Raw genomic sequence first — 17,605 nt, 5'->3', positions numbered from 1 at the left:
TCTGGATTGCCGCGAACCGAAACACATTAGAAGATACTAATTTTTATTGATGCCGGCTCCTTCACCACCTTGACCTCCACCGTCATGCCGAGAAAGCTCGACGCGCTGCCGCAGTAGCTTCCGGAAAGAGGGATGGCTTGCCCAGGATGCCTGGCCACAGCCACCCTGATCAGATCCCGGTTGCCGACAATGCCATTGGTGGGGTCGAACTCGACCCAACCCGCGCCAGGCAAATAGACCTGGCACCAGGCATGCGTCGAACCGCCGCCGAGGACAGAAGCACTGTCGCGGTTCGGCACATAGACATAGCCAGTCACAAAACGCGCGGCAAAACCGAGCGAACGAACCGCTTCCATCATGAACAGGGCAAAATCGCGGCATGTGCCTCGACGCAGGTGCAAGGTCATGAGAGGCGGCTGCGTCCCTGATTCAGTTCGACGGGAATACACGAAGCTCTCGTGGATGGCGTAGCAAAGCGTCATCAACAATTTGCCCGTCTCGGTGTGGCCTTTGGCACTCACGAACTGTCGTGCCCATTTGCCGATCTCGTCGCCGTCATCGGGATGATGTCGCTCGATGGTTTGGGTGAGGTCGGTCGCCTCATCGGGATCATAGGAAAAGGGATAGCTGAGCGCTGCTTCATCGATGCGGAAATCAGGCGCATGCTGCGGCGTGTGATCGAGCCGAATATCTGTCACGAAACGCAGTTCGTCACCCGAGCCCTTGAAGTCGATTACCGCAACGCAGTTTCCGAAAACGTCATGGATCCAGCGAACCTCTTTCGGCTCGGGGTCCACGAACAGGGCGTGATCCAGAAGTCGCTGATCGAAACTATCACGCGGCCTAAACATCAGCCGATGCTCGCCGAACGTCACCGGTTGCGTGTAGCGATAGACGGTCGTGTGCTTGACTGAAAAGATCGGCATTGGCTTGCGTCGACCACCTGCGATATCAGCGCAATCATATAATCTTTTTCGATGTGCAGCAGACAAAATGGGGGCTTCCGCCTCGCCACGGGCTGCATCAGGCCCGGTAGGCCTTTTGCAATCTCCAATTGGTAGACTCTCTCAATGCCCCGGAAGTTAATCGTTGCGCCCAAGGAGGGGCCAAGGCGAGGAACGTCGCAAACGGGAGGAAGCAAAATGAACGAAGACTACGATCTGGCCATAGACCACGACAAGCCTTACGAAATAGCTGCTTTCGCTAAAAAACACGGCCTTACGCTACGCGCTGCCGAGCTGATCCTTTTCGCCTATAGCCCGTCCCGAGCGGCGTGCGATACTGCCGCAACGGCTTTCCTCACCGCCGTCGCCGCACAAGCCAAGAGACAATCGGCGCGCTAGCTCTCGTTCCGAAAACCCTGGAGCGACGGGTGGCGCAGATCACCCCGCCTCCGTCGCCTACACATCGCCCGCCGCTCATTTCGGAGCGGCAGGCTTGGACGGTGTCAAGGCTGCGCTGATCGACGGCGCAGCCTCGATACTGAACGCTCAGGTGAGGCTTCTGGACCAATCATCTATCTGGCGCTCGGCCTCTTCCTTGGCGATGCCATACCGCTCCTGAATGCGGCCTGCGAGTTGGTCACGATTGCCCTCGATGCGATCAAGGTCATCGTCGGTAAGGTCACCCCATTGCTCCTTGGCCTTGCCTTTGAACTGCATCCATTTTCCCTTGATTTGATCCCAGTTCATGAATTCCTCCTTTGTTGTCTAGAGGAAATGCAACTGGACACCACATGTTCCCGACAGCGGATCGCCCATGACGATTATTGCCCGTGACGATTATCATTGGCGACGCAGCAAAAAGCCGCCGGCCGAAGCCAGCGGGCGCGAATTTGGAGCAGGATGGGAACGATCCGCGTCCAGAAATCACATTCGGCAGAAACGTCCCTCAGCCGGATCAGCTGGCGCGCGCCAAGGCGATCGATATGACGTTGTCTGCATCTGCCCCCGGTAGATCGAACAGCATCGGAAGTTGGCGGGTCATGGCCATTTCAACGATCAACTCTTCGATGGAAGCTGTCGGCAGATCGGTCTCGACACTATTCGAGATCATCGAAGCAAGCTTGTGGACTGGCACTGGTGCCGACTTCGCACGGTCGTCGAGCAACCTGCTGATTTCGATTACAACGTCTGCGTCAATGCTCTTTGGCAATTCGCGCATGGCTTTTCCTCCCTGCTCATATCATGCGCGTGCCAGGGGGCTGAGTCTCGAAAAATCGACGTATGGACTTAACCAAAGCGTGCGCCGGTCCGGTTGCTTTGGCCATGTGTTCGGGCCTGCGGCGAAAAAGCGCTTTGGTGTCGCATACGGCAACGAATTCGCCCGTTTTGCGTTGGCCAATCATACATCGTGAGCAAACGTGACAAAGGAGAGTAAGCATGACACCCGACGCGGCGAAGCTCTATCCCCGCCACCGGGATCGGATCTCCGGCAGCGAGGATTATGTAGTAAGGTATTTTGCCCGGCAAAACGGCATCACCCCAGCGCAAGTCCATCAGTTGATCAAGAGATATGGAAGCAACCGCGCCAAGCTGGTGGCTGCGGCGAAGGAACTTCGCACGTCGCTTCGGCCGGATGTCCCCAAGGCCATGCTTGCATCGGGGCGCCGCGCCGGACGTCTCAGCGCCGGTATTGATGCCAGAAATGGCTTAAAACCGCAGTAAGGAGACTGCTGAAAACAATCCAGCCGACGACTTCGTTTTCGGACTTTTCAATCCTGGCCGCCGTCGCCAGCTTCTGTTCGCGATCACTTGCTTTGATGGTCGCCTCCAGATCGGACCGGCTGCCGTATCGAACCGAGTAGGCTCGTGTAAATTCGGCGCCCAACAGAAAGATCTCGGACGAATAATAGACCCACAGCAGCACGACGAGCAGTGCACCGGCTGCCCCGTAGGACGATGCGATGGCGCTGGTCCCGATATACCAGCCGATCAGCGACTTGCCGATCGTGAAGAGAAACGCCGTTACTATGGCGCCGACGCCAACGTCGCGCCATTGCAGCGCGCGGTCGGGCAGCACCTTGTAGATTGCCGCGAACAACAGCGCGATCAGCGCAAACGAGACGATCTCGTTGATTGCACTCAGGATAACGGCGCCGAAGGGCAGGTATGCGTTGATGATTTCGCCAAGCGCCGAAATTGCAGCGCTCGCGACCAGCGACACCAGGAGCAGGAAGCCAAGCGCCGCGACGAGCCCAAGGCTTGCGGCGCGAGCCCGCACAAGGCTGGAAATCGATGTCTTACCCGGTTTGACTTTCCAGATTTCGTTCAGCGCAAGCTGCATTTCGCCGAACACACCGGACGCGGTAACGAACAGCGTGACGAGCCCCAGGATGGCAGCAAGCGTGCCCGCCGTTTGACGTGACGCGTTCTCGAGTGTCGCTTGCAAAAGTTCGGCGCTCTGCGGACCCATCAGCCCCGACAGCTGGGCCGAAAGCGCCAGTTGCGCCGCATCGTTTCCGAAGGCCATGCCAGCGATGGCGACAACGATGAGCAGGATCGGCGCAAGCGAGGTCGTGGCATAAAACGCCATCGCTGCCCCGTGGCTCAAGGCATTGTCATTGATGAAGCCGACAATGCTCTCGGCAAGCAGCGCCCAGCCCTCTCTCGCCAGATTCCACATGTTTTGCCTCACCTGCTTCTCAAGCAAGTAGAAGCAACACGCCAGCGGACCAGAGCAATAAGTTCGAGAAGTCCTGGTCTGTTTGAATCCGGCGTTTAGGTGACGGATCTTGGCGTGACCTGTCCCGAGGCCCTCTTTGTGAGACCATCCTGCGTTGGAAAGGCCGAGAATGCCGCGATGGCTAGAAAGATCGGAATCCCCAGTTCGAGGATTTCCTCGAACACTGTGGAGGTATCGATCCGGGTGAGGTGGATGCCGAGAAATGTGAGATTTGATGGCGCCCCGTCGATGACCTTGGAGAGGACGGCGCAGCCGATAGCGGCGGCAATGGCAACGGCAGTCGCCTCGCCGTGGCGAAGCCCGTGCACAAAGCTACGGAAGCCGTTCTTCAGGAGCAAATAGAAGGCAACGCCGAGGGCAATCACGACCGTCGCGCCGATTAGCTTTTCCAACAGCGGAACGTCAGGCGAGACATAGAGGGTGGTCTTGGTGATGTTGTGGGTGGTGAAATGCGCATGGAAGTCCAGCTCGCGCAGGCACATCGCCATCAGGATGGCGACGAGATACCACCGCTTGAGCAGGTCCCGATATGACATTTCCCGGACAAGCGTTGCCACGACGATCAGGTAGCCGGCGGTCGAGAAGACTTCAATTGGACCACCCTCGCTGAGGTAAAACTTCCGTATGTCTTCGGGAAAGAAAGCGAGCGGCAGGGCGATGAGAAAGACGAGCACCAGCAGCGCAAGGCCCATTTGATTGAAATAGTGGCCTTTGCCGTAACCGGTCTTTCTTTCGCTCCACACCATATCTGTCTCGCCCATCTGTCTTGTGCCGACTCTCTGTTGATCGTGATTTTCACTCAATTTGAAAGACTAGGCCGTTGTCAAGTTGCCGCTCGGTATGCCCGGCCACTTGCCGGCGCTCTGGCGGCATGACTGCGTAAGCGTGGCGAGCCTACTCGGTCTAGCGCGGTGATGGCTGTCCTGTCCAGAAACGTGTCTTTGTAGCGACGACGACCCGTTCGCTCACGCCACCGATCGCCGCCATCCACCCTGCGGCGGTGTTAATCAATCGGCGCCCCACCGCCTGTTGGGTAAAGGCGCTGTTGGACGCTGTCACGATCCAACCAACGGAACTGTGACAGTTGTCGCATAATTGATCGGATATTGGTCGAAGTACGGGAACTCGATCACGAAAGCATATCTGGCCGTGAGATGCGCCATGCGGAAGCCGCCGCTGGGAGGGTCGATTGCTATCGTCACATCGACATCTTTCAATCCCAAACCCAGCAATTTTTCTGTGGCTATGGCCTCTATTTCGGCCTCGGTCAGCGAGTTCTTCAACTGCAGCGCACGTGAGGACGTTTCCAGCGTATAGCGAACGCTGGACATGGCATTCAGAGCCCAGCCGAATGCGAAGATACCGAACAAAAGCATGATCAGAAAAGGTGCGATCAGCGCGAATTCCATCCCAGTCCCGCCTGATGCATCACGGCTGAACGCTCTCGCGATCCGTTTAGCGGACACGGATCACCTCTTGGTGGCCGATCTCGCGAGAAAGAGAAAACGCGCCAAAAATGAAGGGCGGGGACCAGGTCGCAGTCGCTTTTATTTCCACGAAGACCGAGGGAGCTTTCGTCCCCCCGTTGCACAGGCTCGATGCATCGACCACGGTGCTTCCGCACATGTATTTCCGGCCCAGTGTAACCTGTGCGCCTTCGGGATGGTTTTCCCAACTCGAAAGGGCGACGGCTTGGGTGGCCGCGTCGTCGGTTGCTCCCTCCATCACAAGATTTGCCGCCGTCTTGACGCTTGCGCGCATCGACATCGAGCTTGATACGAAAGACCAGCCGTCAATGATGCCGAAAACCACCAGGCAAAGAATCGGCACAATCAGCGCAAACTCCACCGCAGCAACACCCGAATCGTTCCGGAAAATCCGGCCTGACCGCCGTTCCATGACGGTTACTCGACAAGCTGAACGGATTGCGCGGCCGGAATCTCTCGCATTCCGAGGCTCGTGCAATCCTGCTTGATGCTTGTAGCGCCGGACCACTCTATCATATCGGCGACGACCTGTGTGCAACCACCTTGGCCCGAGAAATTGCCGAGATATTTAACCTCCTGCGTTGGAAAATACAGAGCACCGGTCAAAAGCGAATCCGCCGTGCCATTAAACGTGTTCGATCCCGTCAGGTTTGCTCTGTCGCCGTAAAACAGCACACCCGAATAGGTGCCTGACGTCGGTGCGTTAAGCTTGACGGTGGCCGTGCCGTTCATGCTGACACCGGAGCTGCCGGCCAGATAGATGACGACTCCGTCGCCGGAAATATTTGCGTTCGCGCTTGCTTTGAAATCGCCCCCCTCAACGACATACACCCCAGGCGAGAGCGTTACATCGCCGCTCAAGCTGAGCCCCTTGCAGTATGTTCCAGGTTTCAAGGTCGACTGATTGTCGTTTTGACAGGGATTCGTGGCTGGCGGCGCCGGCAAGTCGGCAAAAGGATCCGCAGCGGGCAGCGCCTGGGTAAGCGGGTTCGCGCAAACGGTTTTTACAACGTTGCTCAATGAAACCCCGCCTGCCGATATCAGGCAATCGGCCTCCAGATATGCCGACCCTTGAAGCTTGAGGGCGTCCGCGGCGATTGAATCCGACATGACGGAGCAGCCGGTCAGCTTGAGGTTCGAACTGCCGGAAAAGAGCGCCGCTCTCGAAGCGGAAGGATTGAGCGCCAGAACGCAGGCTTTTGACGCGTCCGTTATAAGAGCCACGGCCCTTGCCTGTGCGCCGACCGCGCTTTGACTGAATATCGATGTGAAAAATCGATCGAGCGTCTGATGGACGACTACTTCAACGGCCTTTTTTGCGACATTCGGTCCGGACGATGGAGGCGTGAAGACCTCGATTGTGCCTGTCGATGGTCCCCAGCCGTTCGTGATCGCTGACAGTGTCGCGGCCGAGACAATCGTTGGCTTGTCGGATCCCGAAACTTTTTCCAAAGCGCCAGCATAGGCTGCCGCGTCCGCCACCGCCTGTAGCTTCAGGCTGCTGTAGTACCAATAGGAAGTCTCGACACCGAGGCCCGCTCCGCCGACAACAATCGGCAAAGACAGGGCAAAGATAATAGCAACGTTGCCGCTCTCGCCATCTGGTCGCAGACAGCTGAAAAGACGCCTGAAGATACCGCCACCCCATCCCATTTGCGTATTCAAGCAGCAATGCATAAAGGAATGACTAAGAATTTCACTCGATTTGTTAGCTGCGCTCCTCGCCATCCGCCGGCGCTGAACCCAAACCAGGCGCGCGCAGCGGCGTCACAAGTTCTGTTGGCGCTGGATAGAACGCGGACGTTGGCCCCAAAAAGATCTTCGTTAAGCGTGCGTTGAGTCAGGACGGCAGTGGCTCATAAACTGAAACCCCGACGTATCGATCGTATGAGCCACGATCTTTCTCAGGAAGCTTGTCTCGGGTTACGCGCAATGTGAATCCCCCATGCAAGTGCCCCTTGGCGAGAACCATCCAATCGAAAATATCGTCGCCTTCAAATGCAAGTCTCTGGGCGGCCTGATGCCATTTCTGAAGCGCGGGTGGCACCTCGAAAAACGTACCCGAAAATAGCCGCTCCTCAGCATGATAATGCACGGCGGTAAGCCAAAGGAAAAGAAAGCTGTCCTCGCCAAGACGTTCGGACTCGTCAGGATCGCGAAACCGAAGCTTCGCAGAACACAGGGCGTCTGCATTCCTCTCTATGTGTTCGATAAATTTCGGCACACTCGCAAGCGCTCGTTCGTAAGCAGCTAGGGTGGCGGGATCTGTTTTCGAGATAGCGACGAAGAGTGGCTCATCCCACGGCTCGTCGAATTTATCGCTCAATTGAGATTTTTCGCTCATAAAAGACCTGTTGGACTAACCTTGAACGCTCAACGAAACCTCAGCACTCGCGAGGCGTTGTCGCAGCACCAGCCAAAGTGCCCCTCACGCCACCGACCAGCCGCCATCCACGAGTATATTCGCCCCCGTGATCAGCGATGCTGCCGGCGAGGCCAGGAACACCACGGTTCCCGCGACATCGATCGGATCACCGATGCGGCCGAGCGGAATGTGGCCGAGCACATGCCTATGAAACTCCGGATCGGCGAGCGAGGGCCGTGTTCCGTCGGTCCAGATGAACGTCGGCGCGACGCTGTTGACGGTGATCTTGTGCTGCGCCCATTCGGCCGCGAGGCAGCGGGTGAGGTGGTTTATCGCCGCCTTTGTCATGCAGTAGATCGCTTCGCCCTTCAGCGTCACCGTGCCGGCTTGCGAGCTGATGTTGATGATGCGCCCGGATTTCTGCTCGATCATCAGCCGTCCGACCGCCTGGGTGGTGAAGAACGTCCCCTTGAGGTTGACGTTCACGGTGAGGTCGAAATCCGCTTCGGTCACGTTCTCCGCCAGGTTTTCAGGTCCAAGCCCGACATTGTTGACCAGCACGTCGATGCGGCCGAAGGCGGCGTGGGCGTCGGCAACAGCTTTTCGCACCGTCGCCAGATCGGTGAGGTCCATCTGTACCGCCAGCGCGCGCATGCCCATGCGCTCGATCTCGGCGGTGAGATCCGCGCCGTCGGCAGCACTGCGCACGCCGACGATCACGTCGGCGCCGGAGCCGGCGCAGGCGAGCGCGCAAGCGCGCCCGATGCCGCGCGGGGCGCCGGTGACCAGCACGACCTTGTCAGCCAGATCGAATTTCGGCGTGAACTCGTTCGTCATCTCAACCTCCCCTGAAAACCCTGCGCGAGGCGCGCCGCCCGACAGGGACGGTCTCCTCAGCCCTGAACATCATCGGGGCGGATACACTACCCGCTCGCGATATGAACGCCAGTCACAAGAAATTGCCGACGAGGGCCGGTTTCGTTGGCAAAAGGTTACCTTTCCCTGCTATTCCCCCTCCAAATCAGAAGCAGTGGACTTGCGCATGACCAATGTCGCCCTGACCGGGCTTGCCCGCGATCTCGCCAAGCGCGCCGCGGAAGGCCGTCCGGTGCGCATCGGCGTCATCGGCTCCGGCGAGATGGGCACCGACCTGGTGACGCAAGGCATGCTGATGCCGGGCATTTCGGTTTGCGCCGTTTCGACCCGGCGCCCGCACACGGCACGGGACGCCGTCCGCATCGCCTATGGCGATGAGGCGATGGCACGGGAGGCCGATACGCCGTCGAAGGTCAGCGAGGCGATCGAGAGCGGAAAAATCGCCATCACCTCGAACGAGATGCTGGTCACCAATCCGCTGATCGACGTCGTCATCGACGCCACCGGCAAGCCCGGCGTCGCCGCCGATTTCGACCTGATGGCGATGGAGCACGGCAAGCATCTGGTGATGATGAATGTCGAGGCCGACGTCACCATCGGCTGCTATCTGAAGCAGCAGGCCGACCGGCTCGGCGTCGTCTATTCGGTCGGCGCCGGCGACGAGCCGTCGAGCTGCATGGAGCTGATCGAGTTCGCCTCTGCGCTCGGCTACACCATCGTCTCGGCCGGCAAGGGCAAGAACAACCCGCTCAACCATGACGCGGTTCCCGATGATTATCGCGCGGAAGCGCTGCGCCGCAACATGAACCCACGCATGCTGGTCGAGTTCGTCGACGGCTCGAAGACCATGGTCGAGATGTGCGCCATCGCCAACGCCACCGGGCTGGTGCCTGACATAGCCGGCATGCACGGGCCCAAGGCCAACCGCGATGAATTGGCCAAGGTGCTCATCCCGCGCGCCGATGGCGGCATCCTGTCGAGGAAAGGCGTCGTCGACTACACCATCGGCAAGGGCGTGGCGCCCGGCGTCTTCGTCGTCGTTGAGGCGACCCATCCGCGCATCATCGAGCGCATGGACGACCTGCATATCGGCCACGGGCCCTATTACAGCTTCTTCCGGCCATATCATCTGACCTCGCTGGAAGTGCCGCTCACCGCCGCGCGTATCGCGCTCTATGGCAAGCCGGACATGGTGCCGCTGCCGAGGCCGGTCGCCGAGGTCTGCGCCGTGGCCAAGCGCGATCTCGCCGCCGGAGAGATTTTCGATGCCATCGGCGAGACCTGCTACCGCTCCTGGACCATGACTGTCGAAGAGGCCCGCGCCAACCGCGCCGTGCCGGTCGGCCTGCTCGAAGGCGGCAAGGTGCTGAGACCGGTCAGCAAAGGCGAGCTGCTGACATCAGACAATGCCGCACCCGACCCGACCACCAGGCTGTTCGCCTTGCGCCGGCTGCAGGACGAGATGCTGTACGGAGCGGGGTAGTGCGGTGCAGAAATTTGATGCCGGCGGGACAGAGGGGGGCGCGAAGGATCGCTACGGAACGTTTGCTATTGCAACTGATCGTCGACCTTCGCCTCGCCGCCGACCGGCTTGCAACGCCTCAAGCAGCTACTTCCCCAACTCGATCGACCGCAGCCGCGCCGCTTCCACCGCTTCGGTAAGCAGTTTTGTCAGCCGGTCCTCGCCCATCAGCACGGCCAACGCGGCGGCCGTTGTGCCGTTGGGGCTGGTCACCTGCTGGCGCAGCACGCCCGGATCCTCGCCGCTTTCGGCGGCGAGCGAGGCGGCGCCATAGACCGTCTGCATGGCCAGCAGCCTGGCGGTTTTGGCCGGCAATCCGGCCTTCTCGGCAGCCACGGTCAGCGCTTCGATGAAATGGAAGATATAGGCGGGTCCAGACCCTGACACCGCCGTCACCGCGTCCATCAGGCCTTCGTCGTCGATATCAGTCACTTCGCCGCTCGCCGAAAGCAGATCGGCAACGAAACGCTTCGTATCGATGGAGACCAGCCGGTTGGAAAACATCACCATCATGCCCTTGCCGATGGCCGCCGGCGTGTTGGGCATGCAGCGCACGACCGGCGCGCGATCGCCCAGAATGGCCTCGAAAGTGGCGACCGGCGTTCCGGCGGCGATGCTGACGAAGGTGATGCGGCCATCGTTGAAGCGCTTGTAGGCGGCAGTCGCGTCGCGGATCACTTGCGGCTTCACAGCAATGACGACGAGGGCCGGAACGGCATCCGATGGAATTCCGCCGGCGTCCGCCGCAGCACTGCAGCCCAGCGCTTCGGCGCGCTTGCGCAGATCGGCATTGGGCTCGACCACGAAGACGGCCGCCGGGGGGAGCTTGCCCGATTTCAGCCAGCCCGAGAGCATGGCGTAACCCATATTGCCGCAACCGGCGAGAACAAGCTTGATCATCATTGGAGCCTCCGCAGAGCATCGGACCCAAAAGTGGGTACCGGTTTTGGGAAAATCCGATGCTCAAACAAAAAGATGGCTTCCCATAGACGTTCGTCGCGGGGCGGGGAAGCCCCTGTTGGGACGGAAGATCAGGACGGACCACGAACCGCCATCGGGCGCAGCGACACTTGTCTGAGGCCGAACATGCCGAACACGAAGAAACCGTGACGGCGATGTACGCGCGGATCGAGAAGATCCATGGCCGCAACTGGGTCGAAATCGTCGGTGCGTCGCGCAAATTCTCCGAATGCATGATCTACGGCCGCTATGTCGACGACGTGCTCGACGGCGCCGGCCATTTCCACGGCTCGGAGGAGATCTGCCGCGTCCACTGGACGGGCGAAGCGCTGTCGGACGACGAGTTCCGCCGCTTCGTCGCCGCCATGGCGCGCGAACAGGTGGCCATCGGCATGCAGTCCTTCATCGGCACAGATATCGGCCGCATTCGCCGCCTGATCGGGCTCGACTAGTTCTTGGGCAAAACCCAATCACTCTAGAGGCGTTGAAGCTTCACCCCAGGTTTCAATCAGCATCCGCATGAACCTCTCGGCGGGCGGCGAGAGCGATGCGCCGCGTCGACGCACGACCCCGATCGTTCGCGAGATTTCGGGATCGCGGATGGGCCTTGTGACCAGGAACGGATGGTCGCCTTGCGGGGTCGCCATGCGCGGCAGGACCGATATCCCGAGACCGGCTTCGACCAGACCGAGTGATGTCGAGAGATGCGTCACTTCATAGGACCAGCGCAGCGCGAGGTTCGACTTCGTCAGCGCGGCATCCAAGAGGATCCGGTTCGCGCTCGACCGATGGACGGTGATGAGATGGTAGGGGACGAGATCCTGCCAGGTCAGGATATCCCTTGATGCCAGCGGATGCTCCTTTCGTGCGGCGAGAACGAAGGGGTCCTCGATCAGACGCTCGAAGGTCAGGTCGGGATCGGACGAACCCATGATGTTGACCCCGAATTCGACCTCCCCGCGCGCGACCGCCTGAAGCCCGTCGGTCGCCGGAAGGTCGAGAATCCGGAAGCGGATGTTGGGGTATTGCGCATCGAACTGCCGGATCACTGAGGGCAGGAAGTAATAAGCCGCCGTCGGCAAGCAGGCGATGGTGACAAGACCGCCTCGCCGCTCCCCCAGCTCGCGGAAGGCGAAGAGCGAACCGTCAAACTCCTCCAGCATGCGGCGCACCAGCGGGACCAGCTCCCCGCCGACGGCGGTGGGCGCCACATGGCGCGTCGTCCGCTCCAAGAGGGGGGCGCCGATGGAGCCTTCGAGTTTCTGAATGCGACGACTCAGCGCCGGCTGCGAGAGATTGAGCGACTCCGCTGCCCGGTGGAAGCTCGCGAGCTCCACGACGAGCAGAAAGGCGCGGAGGTCCAGGATTTCACAGTTAATGTGCATGACGCATCAAAAGCTCCGATTTTAGCATTTCTCATATTAATCGGATTCGCGTAACAAACAAGATGATTGAACCACAAAGCGCATGAAAGGGAGGATGTCGCACGATGAATGATCTGATCCGCATTCCGTGCGCTCTGATGCGCGGCGGCACGTCCAAGGGGCCCTTCTTCCTCGCCTCCGACCTACCGTCCGATCCGGCACTTCGTGACCAGATTCTGCTCTCGGTCATGGGGTCAGGGCATCCGCTGCAGATCGACGGCATTGGCGGCGGCAATCCGGTCACAAGCAAGGTGGCCATCGTCGGGCCCGCAAGCATCAAGGGCGCGGACGTCGACTATCTTTTCGCACAGGTGCGCGTTGACCAGCAGATCGTCGACATCTCACCCAACTGCGGCAACATGCTTGCCGCCGTCGGTCCCTTCGCCATCGAGGCGGGGCTTGTGCCGGTGCAGGGTCCTACGACGCTCGTCCGGATTCACAACGTCAACACCGGAAAGCTGATCGAGGCAGAAGTCCCGACGCCCAACGGCAGCGTCTCCTATCTCGGCGACGCGGCGATCGACGGCGTTCCAGGCAGCGCGGCGCCGATTGCGATTACCTTCATGGATGCAGCAGGCGCCCGCACGGGCCAGCTGTTTCCCACAGGCAAACCGAACGAGGTCATCGACGGCGTCAGCGTCACTTGCATCGACTGCGCCATGCCAATGATACTCCTCGAGGCTGAGGCCCTCGGCGTCAGCGGATTCGAGACCGCCGCCGAACTCAACGGAAACAAGGCGCTGTTGGAACGGCTCGAGAGCCTGCGCATCGCCGCCGGTGAGCGAATGGGTATGGGTGATGTCAGCAACCAGGTGATACCGAAGCCGGTGCTGATTTCCCGGCCAAGGGCAGACGGCGACATCAGTGTGCGCTATTTCATGCCGCACCAGTGCCATCCTTCGCTTGCCACGACAGGTGCTGTTGGGATTGCGACGGCCTGCATCACCGAAAATACGGTGGCATCCCGCTTGATCGGCACTCGCAAACCACCGGTGGTCCTGTCGATCGAGCATCCGAGCGGCCATCTCGATGTCAAGCTTCAGGACAGGAACGGCAAGATCGTCGCGGGCATCCTGCGCACCGCCCGCCGCCTATTCGAAGGACATGTTTTCGCAAAACCTGTCACGCAGTTCGTCTGCGCGGCATAATGACCGTGGCCGCCGGGAGGGCGCCACATAACTTGGAGGAAAATCATGCGTAAGCTCATGCTCGCCCTTGCGGCAACCGTTGCCTTTGCGGGCTCCGCCCTGGCGGAATCCGTGCGCATCAGCGTCGGTTCCTACAACCTCAACAACCTGCCTTTCCCGGTCGCAGCCGGCCTCGGCCTTTACGAGAAGGAGGGTCTGGAGGTTACCGTAGAGAACTTCGCGTCGGGCGGCTCGAAGACCCTTCAGGCGCTCGTGGCTGGCTCGACGGATATCGCCGTTGGCTTTTACGATCACACGATCCAGATGCAGTCGCAGAACAAGGCGGTCGTCGCATTCATCCAGCTCGCCCGCAATTCCGGCCTCGTTCTGGCCGGCGGCAAGGATAGCACCTTCGACCCGTCTAAGCCGGAAACGATCAAAGGCGCGAAAGTCGGTATCACATCGCCTGGTTCCTCGTCCGACTTCTTTGTCCGCTACTATCTGCAGCGGAACGGCCTGTCGGCCGACGACGTGTCGCTGATCGGCGTCGGCTCCGGCTCCGCTGCTGTCGCAGCCCTCGAACAGGGCAAGGTCGACCTGCTCGTCAACTACGACCCGGCGGCCACTTTCATCGAAGCAAAGGGCGTGGGCAAGATCCTGATTGACGCACGTAGCGACGAAGGTGCCAAGGAAATCTACGGTGGCATCTATCCGACATCGGTTCTCTACGCCACCCAGGACTACATCGACGCCAATCCGGAAACGGTCCAGAAGGTCACCAACGCAACGGTAAAGGCGCTCGAATGGATGGACAGCCATTCGGCCGAAGAAATCGTCGAAAAACTGCCAAAGGAATTCATCTCCGGCGACCGCGAGACCTACATCAGGGCCGTCGAAAACGCCAAGGCGATCTTCTTGACGGATGGCCTCATCAGCGAGGAGAACGTCAAAACCCCACTCGCGGTTCTGAAAAGCTTCAACGAAAAGGTCGCGGCGGCTGAAATCGACCTTTCCAAGACCTACACGAATGACTTCGTTGGCAAGGCGCCGCGCAACGTCGCCAACTGACAAGGAGGAAGTCATGGCACTGGCCGTAGTGAAGTCGGCAACAACGATGATGAGCCCGGACAAACCAAGGCCGATGGTGTCGATCGATTCGGTCACCATGTCCTTTGGCACCTTCATCGCCGTCCAGAATGTCAACCTGACTGTTGCGGATGGCGAGTTTCTGGCCATCGTCGGTCCGACAGGGTGCGGCAAGAGTACCATTCTCAACGCCATCGCCGGACTTCTGAAGCCGGCGAGCGGGACTGTCTCGATCGACGGAGCGCCGGTGCATGGCGTCCAGAACAACATCGGCTACCTTTTCCAGCAGGATGCGCTCCTTCCGTGGAAGACGGCGCTCGAAAATGTCGAGCTCGGGCCGATGTTCAAGGGAACAGGCGCGAACGAAAGGCGCGAACAGTCCATGAAATGGCTCGCCAAGGTGGGCTTGAAGGGCTTCGAGCAACGCTACCCGCACCAGCTTTCGGGCGGCCAGCGCAAGCGTGTTCAGATGGCGCAGGCGCTGATTACCGGCCCGAAGGTGATCCTGATGGACGAGCCCTTCTCGGCGCTCGACATCCACACCCGCCACCTGATGCAGAACGAGCTGCTCGCGCTCTGGCAGGAGGAGCGCCGCGCGGTGGTGATGATCACGCACGATCTCGAGGAAGCCATCGCGCTCGGCGACCGTGTGGTCGTCCTCGCTGCGGGGCCTTGCAGCCACGTGATCGACAGCTTCCCCGTCGATCTCGCCCGGCCGCGCGACGTCTCGGAAATCAAACTCGATCCGCGCTTCATGGATCTTTACCGCAATATCTGGTCGTCCCTGCGCGGCGAAGTGGAGAAAAGCTATGAACGCCATGACTGAACGTATGATCCAGCTGGGACTGCTGGTCGTCATTGTCGGCGGGTGGCAGCTCGGCGTGGAAGCCGGAGTGATCGATGTCTTCTTCTTTCCTGCCCCCTTCGACATCATGAAGCAGATCGTGGCCTGGATCATCGACCCAGGCTTCTACAGGCACGTGTCGATCACGCTCACCGAGACGGTGCTCGGATACGTGATTGGTACCGCCCTCGGCGTGGCGGCCGGCGTCTGGCTAGGGCTTAGCCGTGGCGCCTATCGCATCCTCGACCCGTTCATAAAGGCGCTGAACGCCATCCCCCGCGTGGTGCTCGCTCCTATCTTTGTGCTCTGGCTCGGCCTCGGGCTGTGGTCGAAGGTGGCGCTATCGGTGACGCTGGTGTTCTTCATCACCTTCTTCAACGCCATGCAGGGCGTGCGGGAAGTCAACCCGGTGGTGCTGGCGAACGCGCGGATCCTCGGCGCCAAGCGCTCAAGCCTGCTGACCCACGTCTACTTCCCAGCCGCGGCCAGCTGGATCCTATCGTCGCTGCGCACCTCGGTCGGCTTCGCGGTAGTCGGCGCGATCATCGGCGAATACCTTGGCGCCTCCGCCGGCCTTGGCTATCTGATTGCCCAGGCGGAAGGCAACTTCGATGCGGTCGGCGTCTTCGCCGGCATTATGATCCTCGCGATGTTCGTGCTGATCATCGACCGCATCCTCGACATCGCCGAGGCCCGTCTGATCAGGTGGAGCCCGCATTCGACCGAGAGCCGGGCCACCTGACGGGTGCCGAAGGCCGGTCGGCAATGATGCTGGCCGGCGACCAAGGTGACGACGGAACTGAGGCTAGCCGGGCGCTTGTTGCCGCGAGCGTCTGAGCCTAACCTGGTCGCTCCATCGACCTCGGCAAATTCGTAAATTGAGTGCCCATCAGGTCAAACGACCGAACCACGCCTGGTCATTGGGGAGGACGGCTATGCAACTCAACGGCATGCTTTATGGGTCGAGGCTGCTCGGCCACGTCGACTTCCCCGCGTCCGAGGTGCACGGGCCCGACGCTGGCGAAGACGCGATCCAGGACCTGATCGCCCGCCACGGCCTGATCTTCGTCAAGCCGGTCTTCCGCGGCGGCGTCGGCAAGAAGGGCAAGGCGGGACTAATCGGCAAGGCGCGGGACCTCAAGACCGCGCTCGCCGAAAAGGAGCGGCTCTACTTCGCCGAGCACCGCCACGGCAACGCCTTCGCCAAGGCGAACGGCGTGACCTTCGAGGCCGGCATTCCCGCCGAGCACGAGGTCTATTTCGCCATCACCGACGACACGCATTTCCGCGCGCCGACCATGACGCTGACCCACCGCGGCGGCGTGGAAATCGAGGATCTCGATAAATCCGACATCGCCACCGTGCCCTTCGAGGCGCTCACGGGGCTCAAGGCCTTTGTGGTGGCGAACGCGCTGACGGACATTGGCGCGCCGCGGGAGATCATCTCGCCGCTGGTGCAGCACCTGCCGAAGCTCTGGGAGCTGATGCATCACTACGGCATGACGACGCTGGAGTTGAACCCGATCCGCATGCGTCCCGGGCGCGACGGGCGGTTGACGCCGGTGGCCTGCGACTTCAAGTGCGGCTTTGACCGCGACGACCCGCGCGTAGGTCGGCTCGGGCTGCCGGACCAGCTGTTCGCGGCAGACATCTCTGCCTTCGAGCAGGAGGTGAACCAACTGCGCACCCACCAGGGCCAGTCGGACGTCTTCGTGATCAACGAGAGCGGCACCATCCTTGCCCCGACCTTCGGCGGCGGCGCCAACAGCCTCGTCACCGAGGTGCTGGGCGAGGCGGCGATCATCTCGTCGGACTTCGGCGGCAACCCGCCCTACGAGAAGATGAAGGCGGTGGCCTCGATCTGCTACCGGCACTTCCTCGCCCAGACCAACGTGCTCTTCATCATCGGCGGCAAGTCGAACAACACCGACATCCTCGAGACCTTCCGCGGCATGGGCGACGCGCTGCGCGAATATTTCGCCGCGCACGGGCCGACGCCGCTCTACGTCGTCGTAGGACGCGGCGGTCCGAACCTGGTGCGCGGTATGGGCAACCTCGCCGAGACGCTGGAGTCGCTCGGCCTGCCCTACCGCTTCTTCGGCTTCGACAGCGCGATCTCCGAGGTCGTGAACTACGCCAAGCGCGTCGACACGTGGATGCGCGCCGGCGGCCGCGACGAGATCGCCGCTATCCTGGGGCTCAAGGCCTCGGCGGCCTGAGGGAGGACGGA

General features: G+C 60.6%; 20 protein-coding genes and 1 pseudogene. 9 read left to right on the top strand and 12 right to left on the bottom strand.

The annotated features are described in order from the left end of the window. Positions 1-26 precede the first annotated feature (26 nt). On the bottom strand, positions 27-926 hold the full coding sequence (locus AC0L3L_RS15340) for a transglutaminase family protein (RefSeq protein ID WP_473638291.1): 900 nt from the start codon (positions 924-926) through the stop codon (positions 27-29). Between the two features lie 216 nt (positions 927-1,142). Here AC0L3L_RS15340 and AC0L3L_RS15335 point away from each other — a divergent pair, with 216 nt between their 5' ends. Beyond that, complete coding sequence (locus AC0L3L_RS15335; RefSeq protein ID WP_123147414.1) at positions 1,143-1,343, top strand: hypothetical protein; 201 nt, start codon at positions 1,143-1,145, stop codon at positions 1,341-1,343. A gap of 147 nt (positions 1,344-1,490) precedes the next feature. Here AC0L3L_RS15335 and AC0L3L_RS15330 read toward each other — a convergent pair whose 3' ends face one another. Beyond that, positions 1,491-1,691 carry a CsbD family protein gene (locus AC0L3L_RS15330; protein WP_095483513.1) on the bottom strand — a complete coding sequence of 67 codons (201 nt, stop codon included), beginning with the start codon at positions 1,689-1,691 and terminating at the stop codon, positions 1,491-1,493. 208 nt (positions 1,692-1,899) lie between these two features. After that, positions 1,900-2,163, bottom strand: a complete 264-nt coding sequence (locus tag AC0L3L_RS15325) for a hypothetical protein (RefSeq protein WP_029348484.1) — start codon at positions 2,161-2,163, stop codon at positions 1,900-1,902. Between the two features lie 218 nt (positions 2,164-2,381). On the opposite strand from AC0L3L_RS15325, the gene AC0L3L_RS15320 reads away from it, so the two are divergent. Then, positions 2,382-2,666, top strand: a complete 285-nt coding sequence (locus AC0L3L_RS15320; RefSeq protein ID WP_473638201.1) for a DUF3606 domain-containing protein — start codon at positions 2,382-2,384, stop codon at positions 2,664-2,666. On the opposite strand, the gene AC0L3L_RS15315 is transcribed toward AC0L3L_RS15320, so the two are convergent. From AC0L3L_RS15315 to AC0L3L_RS15285, 7 genes are all read right to left on the bottom strand, one after another. Beyond that, positions 2,623-3,624: a YihY/virulence factor BrkB family protein gene (locus tag AC0L3L_RS15315; protein ID WP_473638200.1), complete on the bottom strand. Its 1,002-nt coding sequence runs from the start codon at positions 3,622-3,624 to the stop codon at positions 2,623-2,625. The two genes, AC0L3L_RS15320 and AC0L3L_RS15315, sit on opposite strands and share 44 nt — an antisense overlap. 95 nt (positions 3,625-3,719) lie before the next feature. Beyond that, complete coding sequence (locus AC0L3L_RS15310; protein ID WP_473638199.1) at positions 3,720-4,445, bottom strand: hypothetical protein; 726 nt, start codon at positions 4,443-4,445, stop codon at positions 3,720-3,722. A 294-nt stretch (positions 4,446-4,739) separates the two neighbouring features. Next, positions 4,740-5,093 carry a TadE/TadG family type IV pilus assembly protein gene (locus AC0L3L_RS15305; RefSeq protein ID WP_123146641.1) on the bottom strand — a complete coding sequence of 118 codons (354 nt, stop codon included), beginning with the start codon at positions 5,091-5,093 and terminating at the stop codon, positions 4,740-4,742. Positions 5,094-5,139: 46 nt separating this feature from the next. Then, positions 5,140-5,583 carry a TadE/TadG family type IV pilus assembly protein gene (locus tag AC0L3L_RS15300; protein WP_123146642.1) on the bottom strand — a complete coding sequence of 148 codons (444 nt, stop codon included), beginning with the start codon at positions 5,581-5,583 and terminating at the stop codon, positions 5,140-5,142. 5 nt (positions 5,584-5,588) lie between these two features. After that, the gene (locus tag AC0L3L_RS15295) at positions 5,589-6,836 is read right to left on the bottom strand and encodes a TadE/TadG family type IV pilus assembly protein (RefSeq protein WP_473638198.1); all 1,248 of its coding nucleotides are present in this window, start codon (positions 6,834-6,836) and stop codon (positions 5,589-5,591) included. A 175-nt stretch (positions 6,837-7,011) separates the two neighbouring features. Continuing rightward, a complete protein-coding gene (locus AC0L3L_RS15290; RefSeq protein ID WP_473638197.1) occupies positions 7,012-7,515 on the bottom strand; it encodes a DUF2314 domain-containing protein in 504 nt (167 codons plus the stop codon). A gap of 84 nt (positions 7,516-7,599) precedes the next feature. Continuing rightward, positions 7,600-8,373, bottom strand: coding sequence for an SDR family NAD(P)-dependent oxidoreductase (locus AC0L3L_RS15285; RefSeq protein ID WP_473638196.1), 774 nt, complete (start codon positions 8,371-8,373; stop codon positions 7,600-7,602). A gap of 205 nt (positions 8,374-8,578) precedes the next feature. On the opposite strand from AC0L3L_RS15285, the gene AC0L3L_RS15280 reads away from it, so the two are divergent. Further along, positions 8,579-9,895 (top strand): NAD(P)H-dependent oxidoreductase, encoded by a 1,317-nt coding sequence (locus AC0L3L_RS15280; RefSeq protein WP_473638195.1) that lies wholly within the window; start codon positions 8,579-8,581, stop codon positions 9,893-9,895. A gap of 126 nt (positions 9,896-10,021) precedes the next feature. Here the strand turns inward: AC0L3L_RS15280 and proC are convergent, their stop codons facing one another. Further along, the gene (proC, locus tag AC0L3L_RS15275) at positions 10,022-10,837 is read right to left on the bottom strand and encodes a pyrroline-5-carboxylate reductase (protein ID WP_473638194.1); all 816 of its coding nucleotides are present in this window, start codon (positions 10,835-10,837) and stop codon (positions 10,022-10,024) included. Positions 10,838-11,037: 200 nt separating this feature from the next. Between proC and AC0L3L_RS15270 the strand changes: the two are divergent. Continuing rightward, positions 11,038-11,346 (top strand): annotated as a pseudogene (locus AC0L3L_RS15270) (DUF6492 family protein); the annotation flags it as partial. Positions 11,347-11,364: 18 nt separating this feature from the next. On the opposite strand, the gene AC0L3L_RS15265 reads toward AC0L3L_RS15270, so the two are convergent. Then, positions 11,365-12,279, bottom strand: coding sequence for a LysR family transcriptional regulator (locus AC0L3L_RS15265; protein WP_473638193.1), 915 nt, complete (start codon positions 12,277-12,279; stop codon positions 11,365-11,367). A 104-nt stretch (positions 12,280-12,383) separates the two neighbouring features. Between AC0L3L_RS15265 and AC0L3L_RS15260 the strand changes: the two genes are divergently transcribed. The 5 genes from AC0L3L_RS15260 (at position 12,384) to AC0L3L_RS15240 (ending at position 17,594) form a co-directional block, all read left to right on the top strand. Beyond that, the gene (locus AC0L3L_RS15260) at positions 12,384-13,466 is read left to right on the top strand and encodes a 4-oxalomesaconate tautomerase (RefSeq protein ID WP_473638192.1); all 1,083 of its coding nucleotides are present in this window, start codon (positions 12,384-12,386) and stop codon (positions 13,464-13,466) included. Positions 13,467-13,511: 45 nt separating this feature from the next. Then, on the top strand, positions 13,512-14,513 hold the full coding sequence (locus AC0L3L_RS15255; RefSeq protein WP_473638191.1) for an ABC transporter substrate-binding protein: 1,002 nt from the start codon (positions 13,512-13,514) through the stop codon (positions 14,511-14,513). A 13-nt stretch (positions 14,514-14,526) separates the two neighbouring features. Then, on the top strand, positions 14,527-15,357 hold the full coding sequence (locus AC0L3L_RS15250; RefSeq protein WP_095491415.1) for an ABC transporter ATP-binding protein: 831 nt from the start codon (positions 14,527-14,529) through the stop codon (positions 15,355-15,357). Next, positions 15,341-16,117, top strand: a complete 777-nt coding sequence (locus AC0L3L_RS15245; protein ID WP_473638190.1) for an ABC transporter permease — start codon at positions 15,341-15,343, stop codon at positions 16,115-16,117. Before AC0L3L_RS15250 ends, AC0L3L_RS15245 begins: the two co-directional genes overlap by 17 nt. A 193-nt stretch (positions 16,118-16,310) precedes the next feature. Further along, on the top strand, positions 16,311-17,594 hold the full coding sequence (locus tag AC0L3L_RS15240) for an ATP citrate lyase citrate-binding domain-containing protein (protein WP_473638189.1): 1,284 nt from the start codon (positions 16,311-16,313) through the stop codon (positions 17,592-17,594). Positions 17,595-17,605 lie beyond the last annotated feature (11 nt).

The organism is Mesorhizobium sp. WSM4849 (assembly GCF_055811385.1).
The sequence above is the reverse complement of the archived record's forward strand: the minus strand, read 5'-3'. Positions and strand labels throughout refer to the sequence as shown.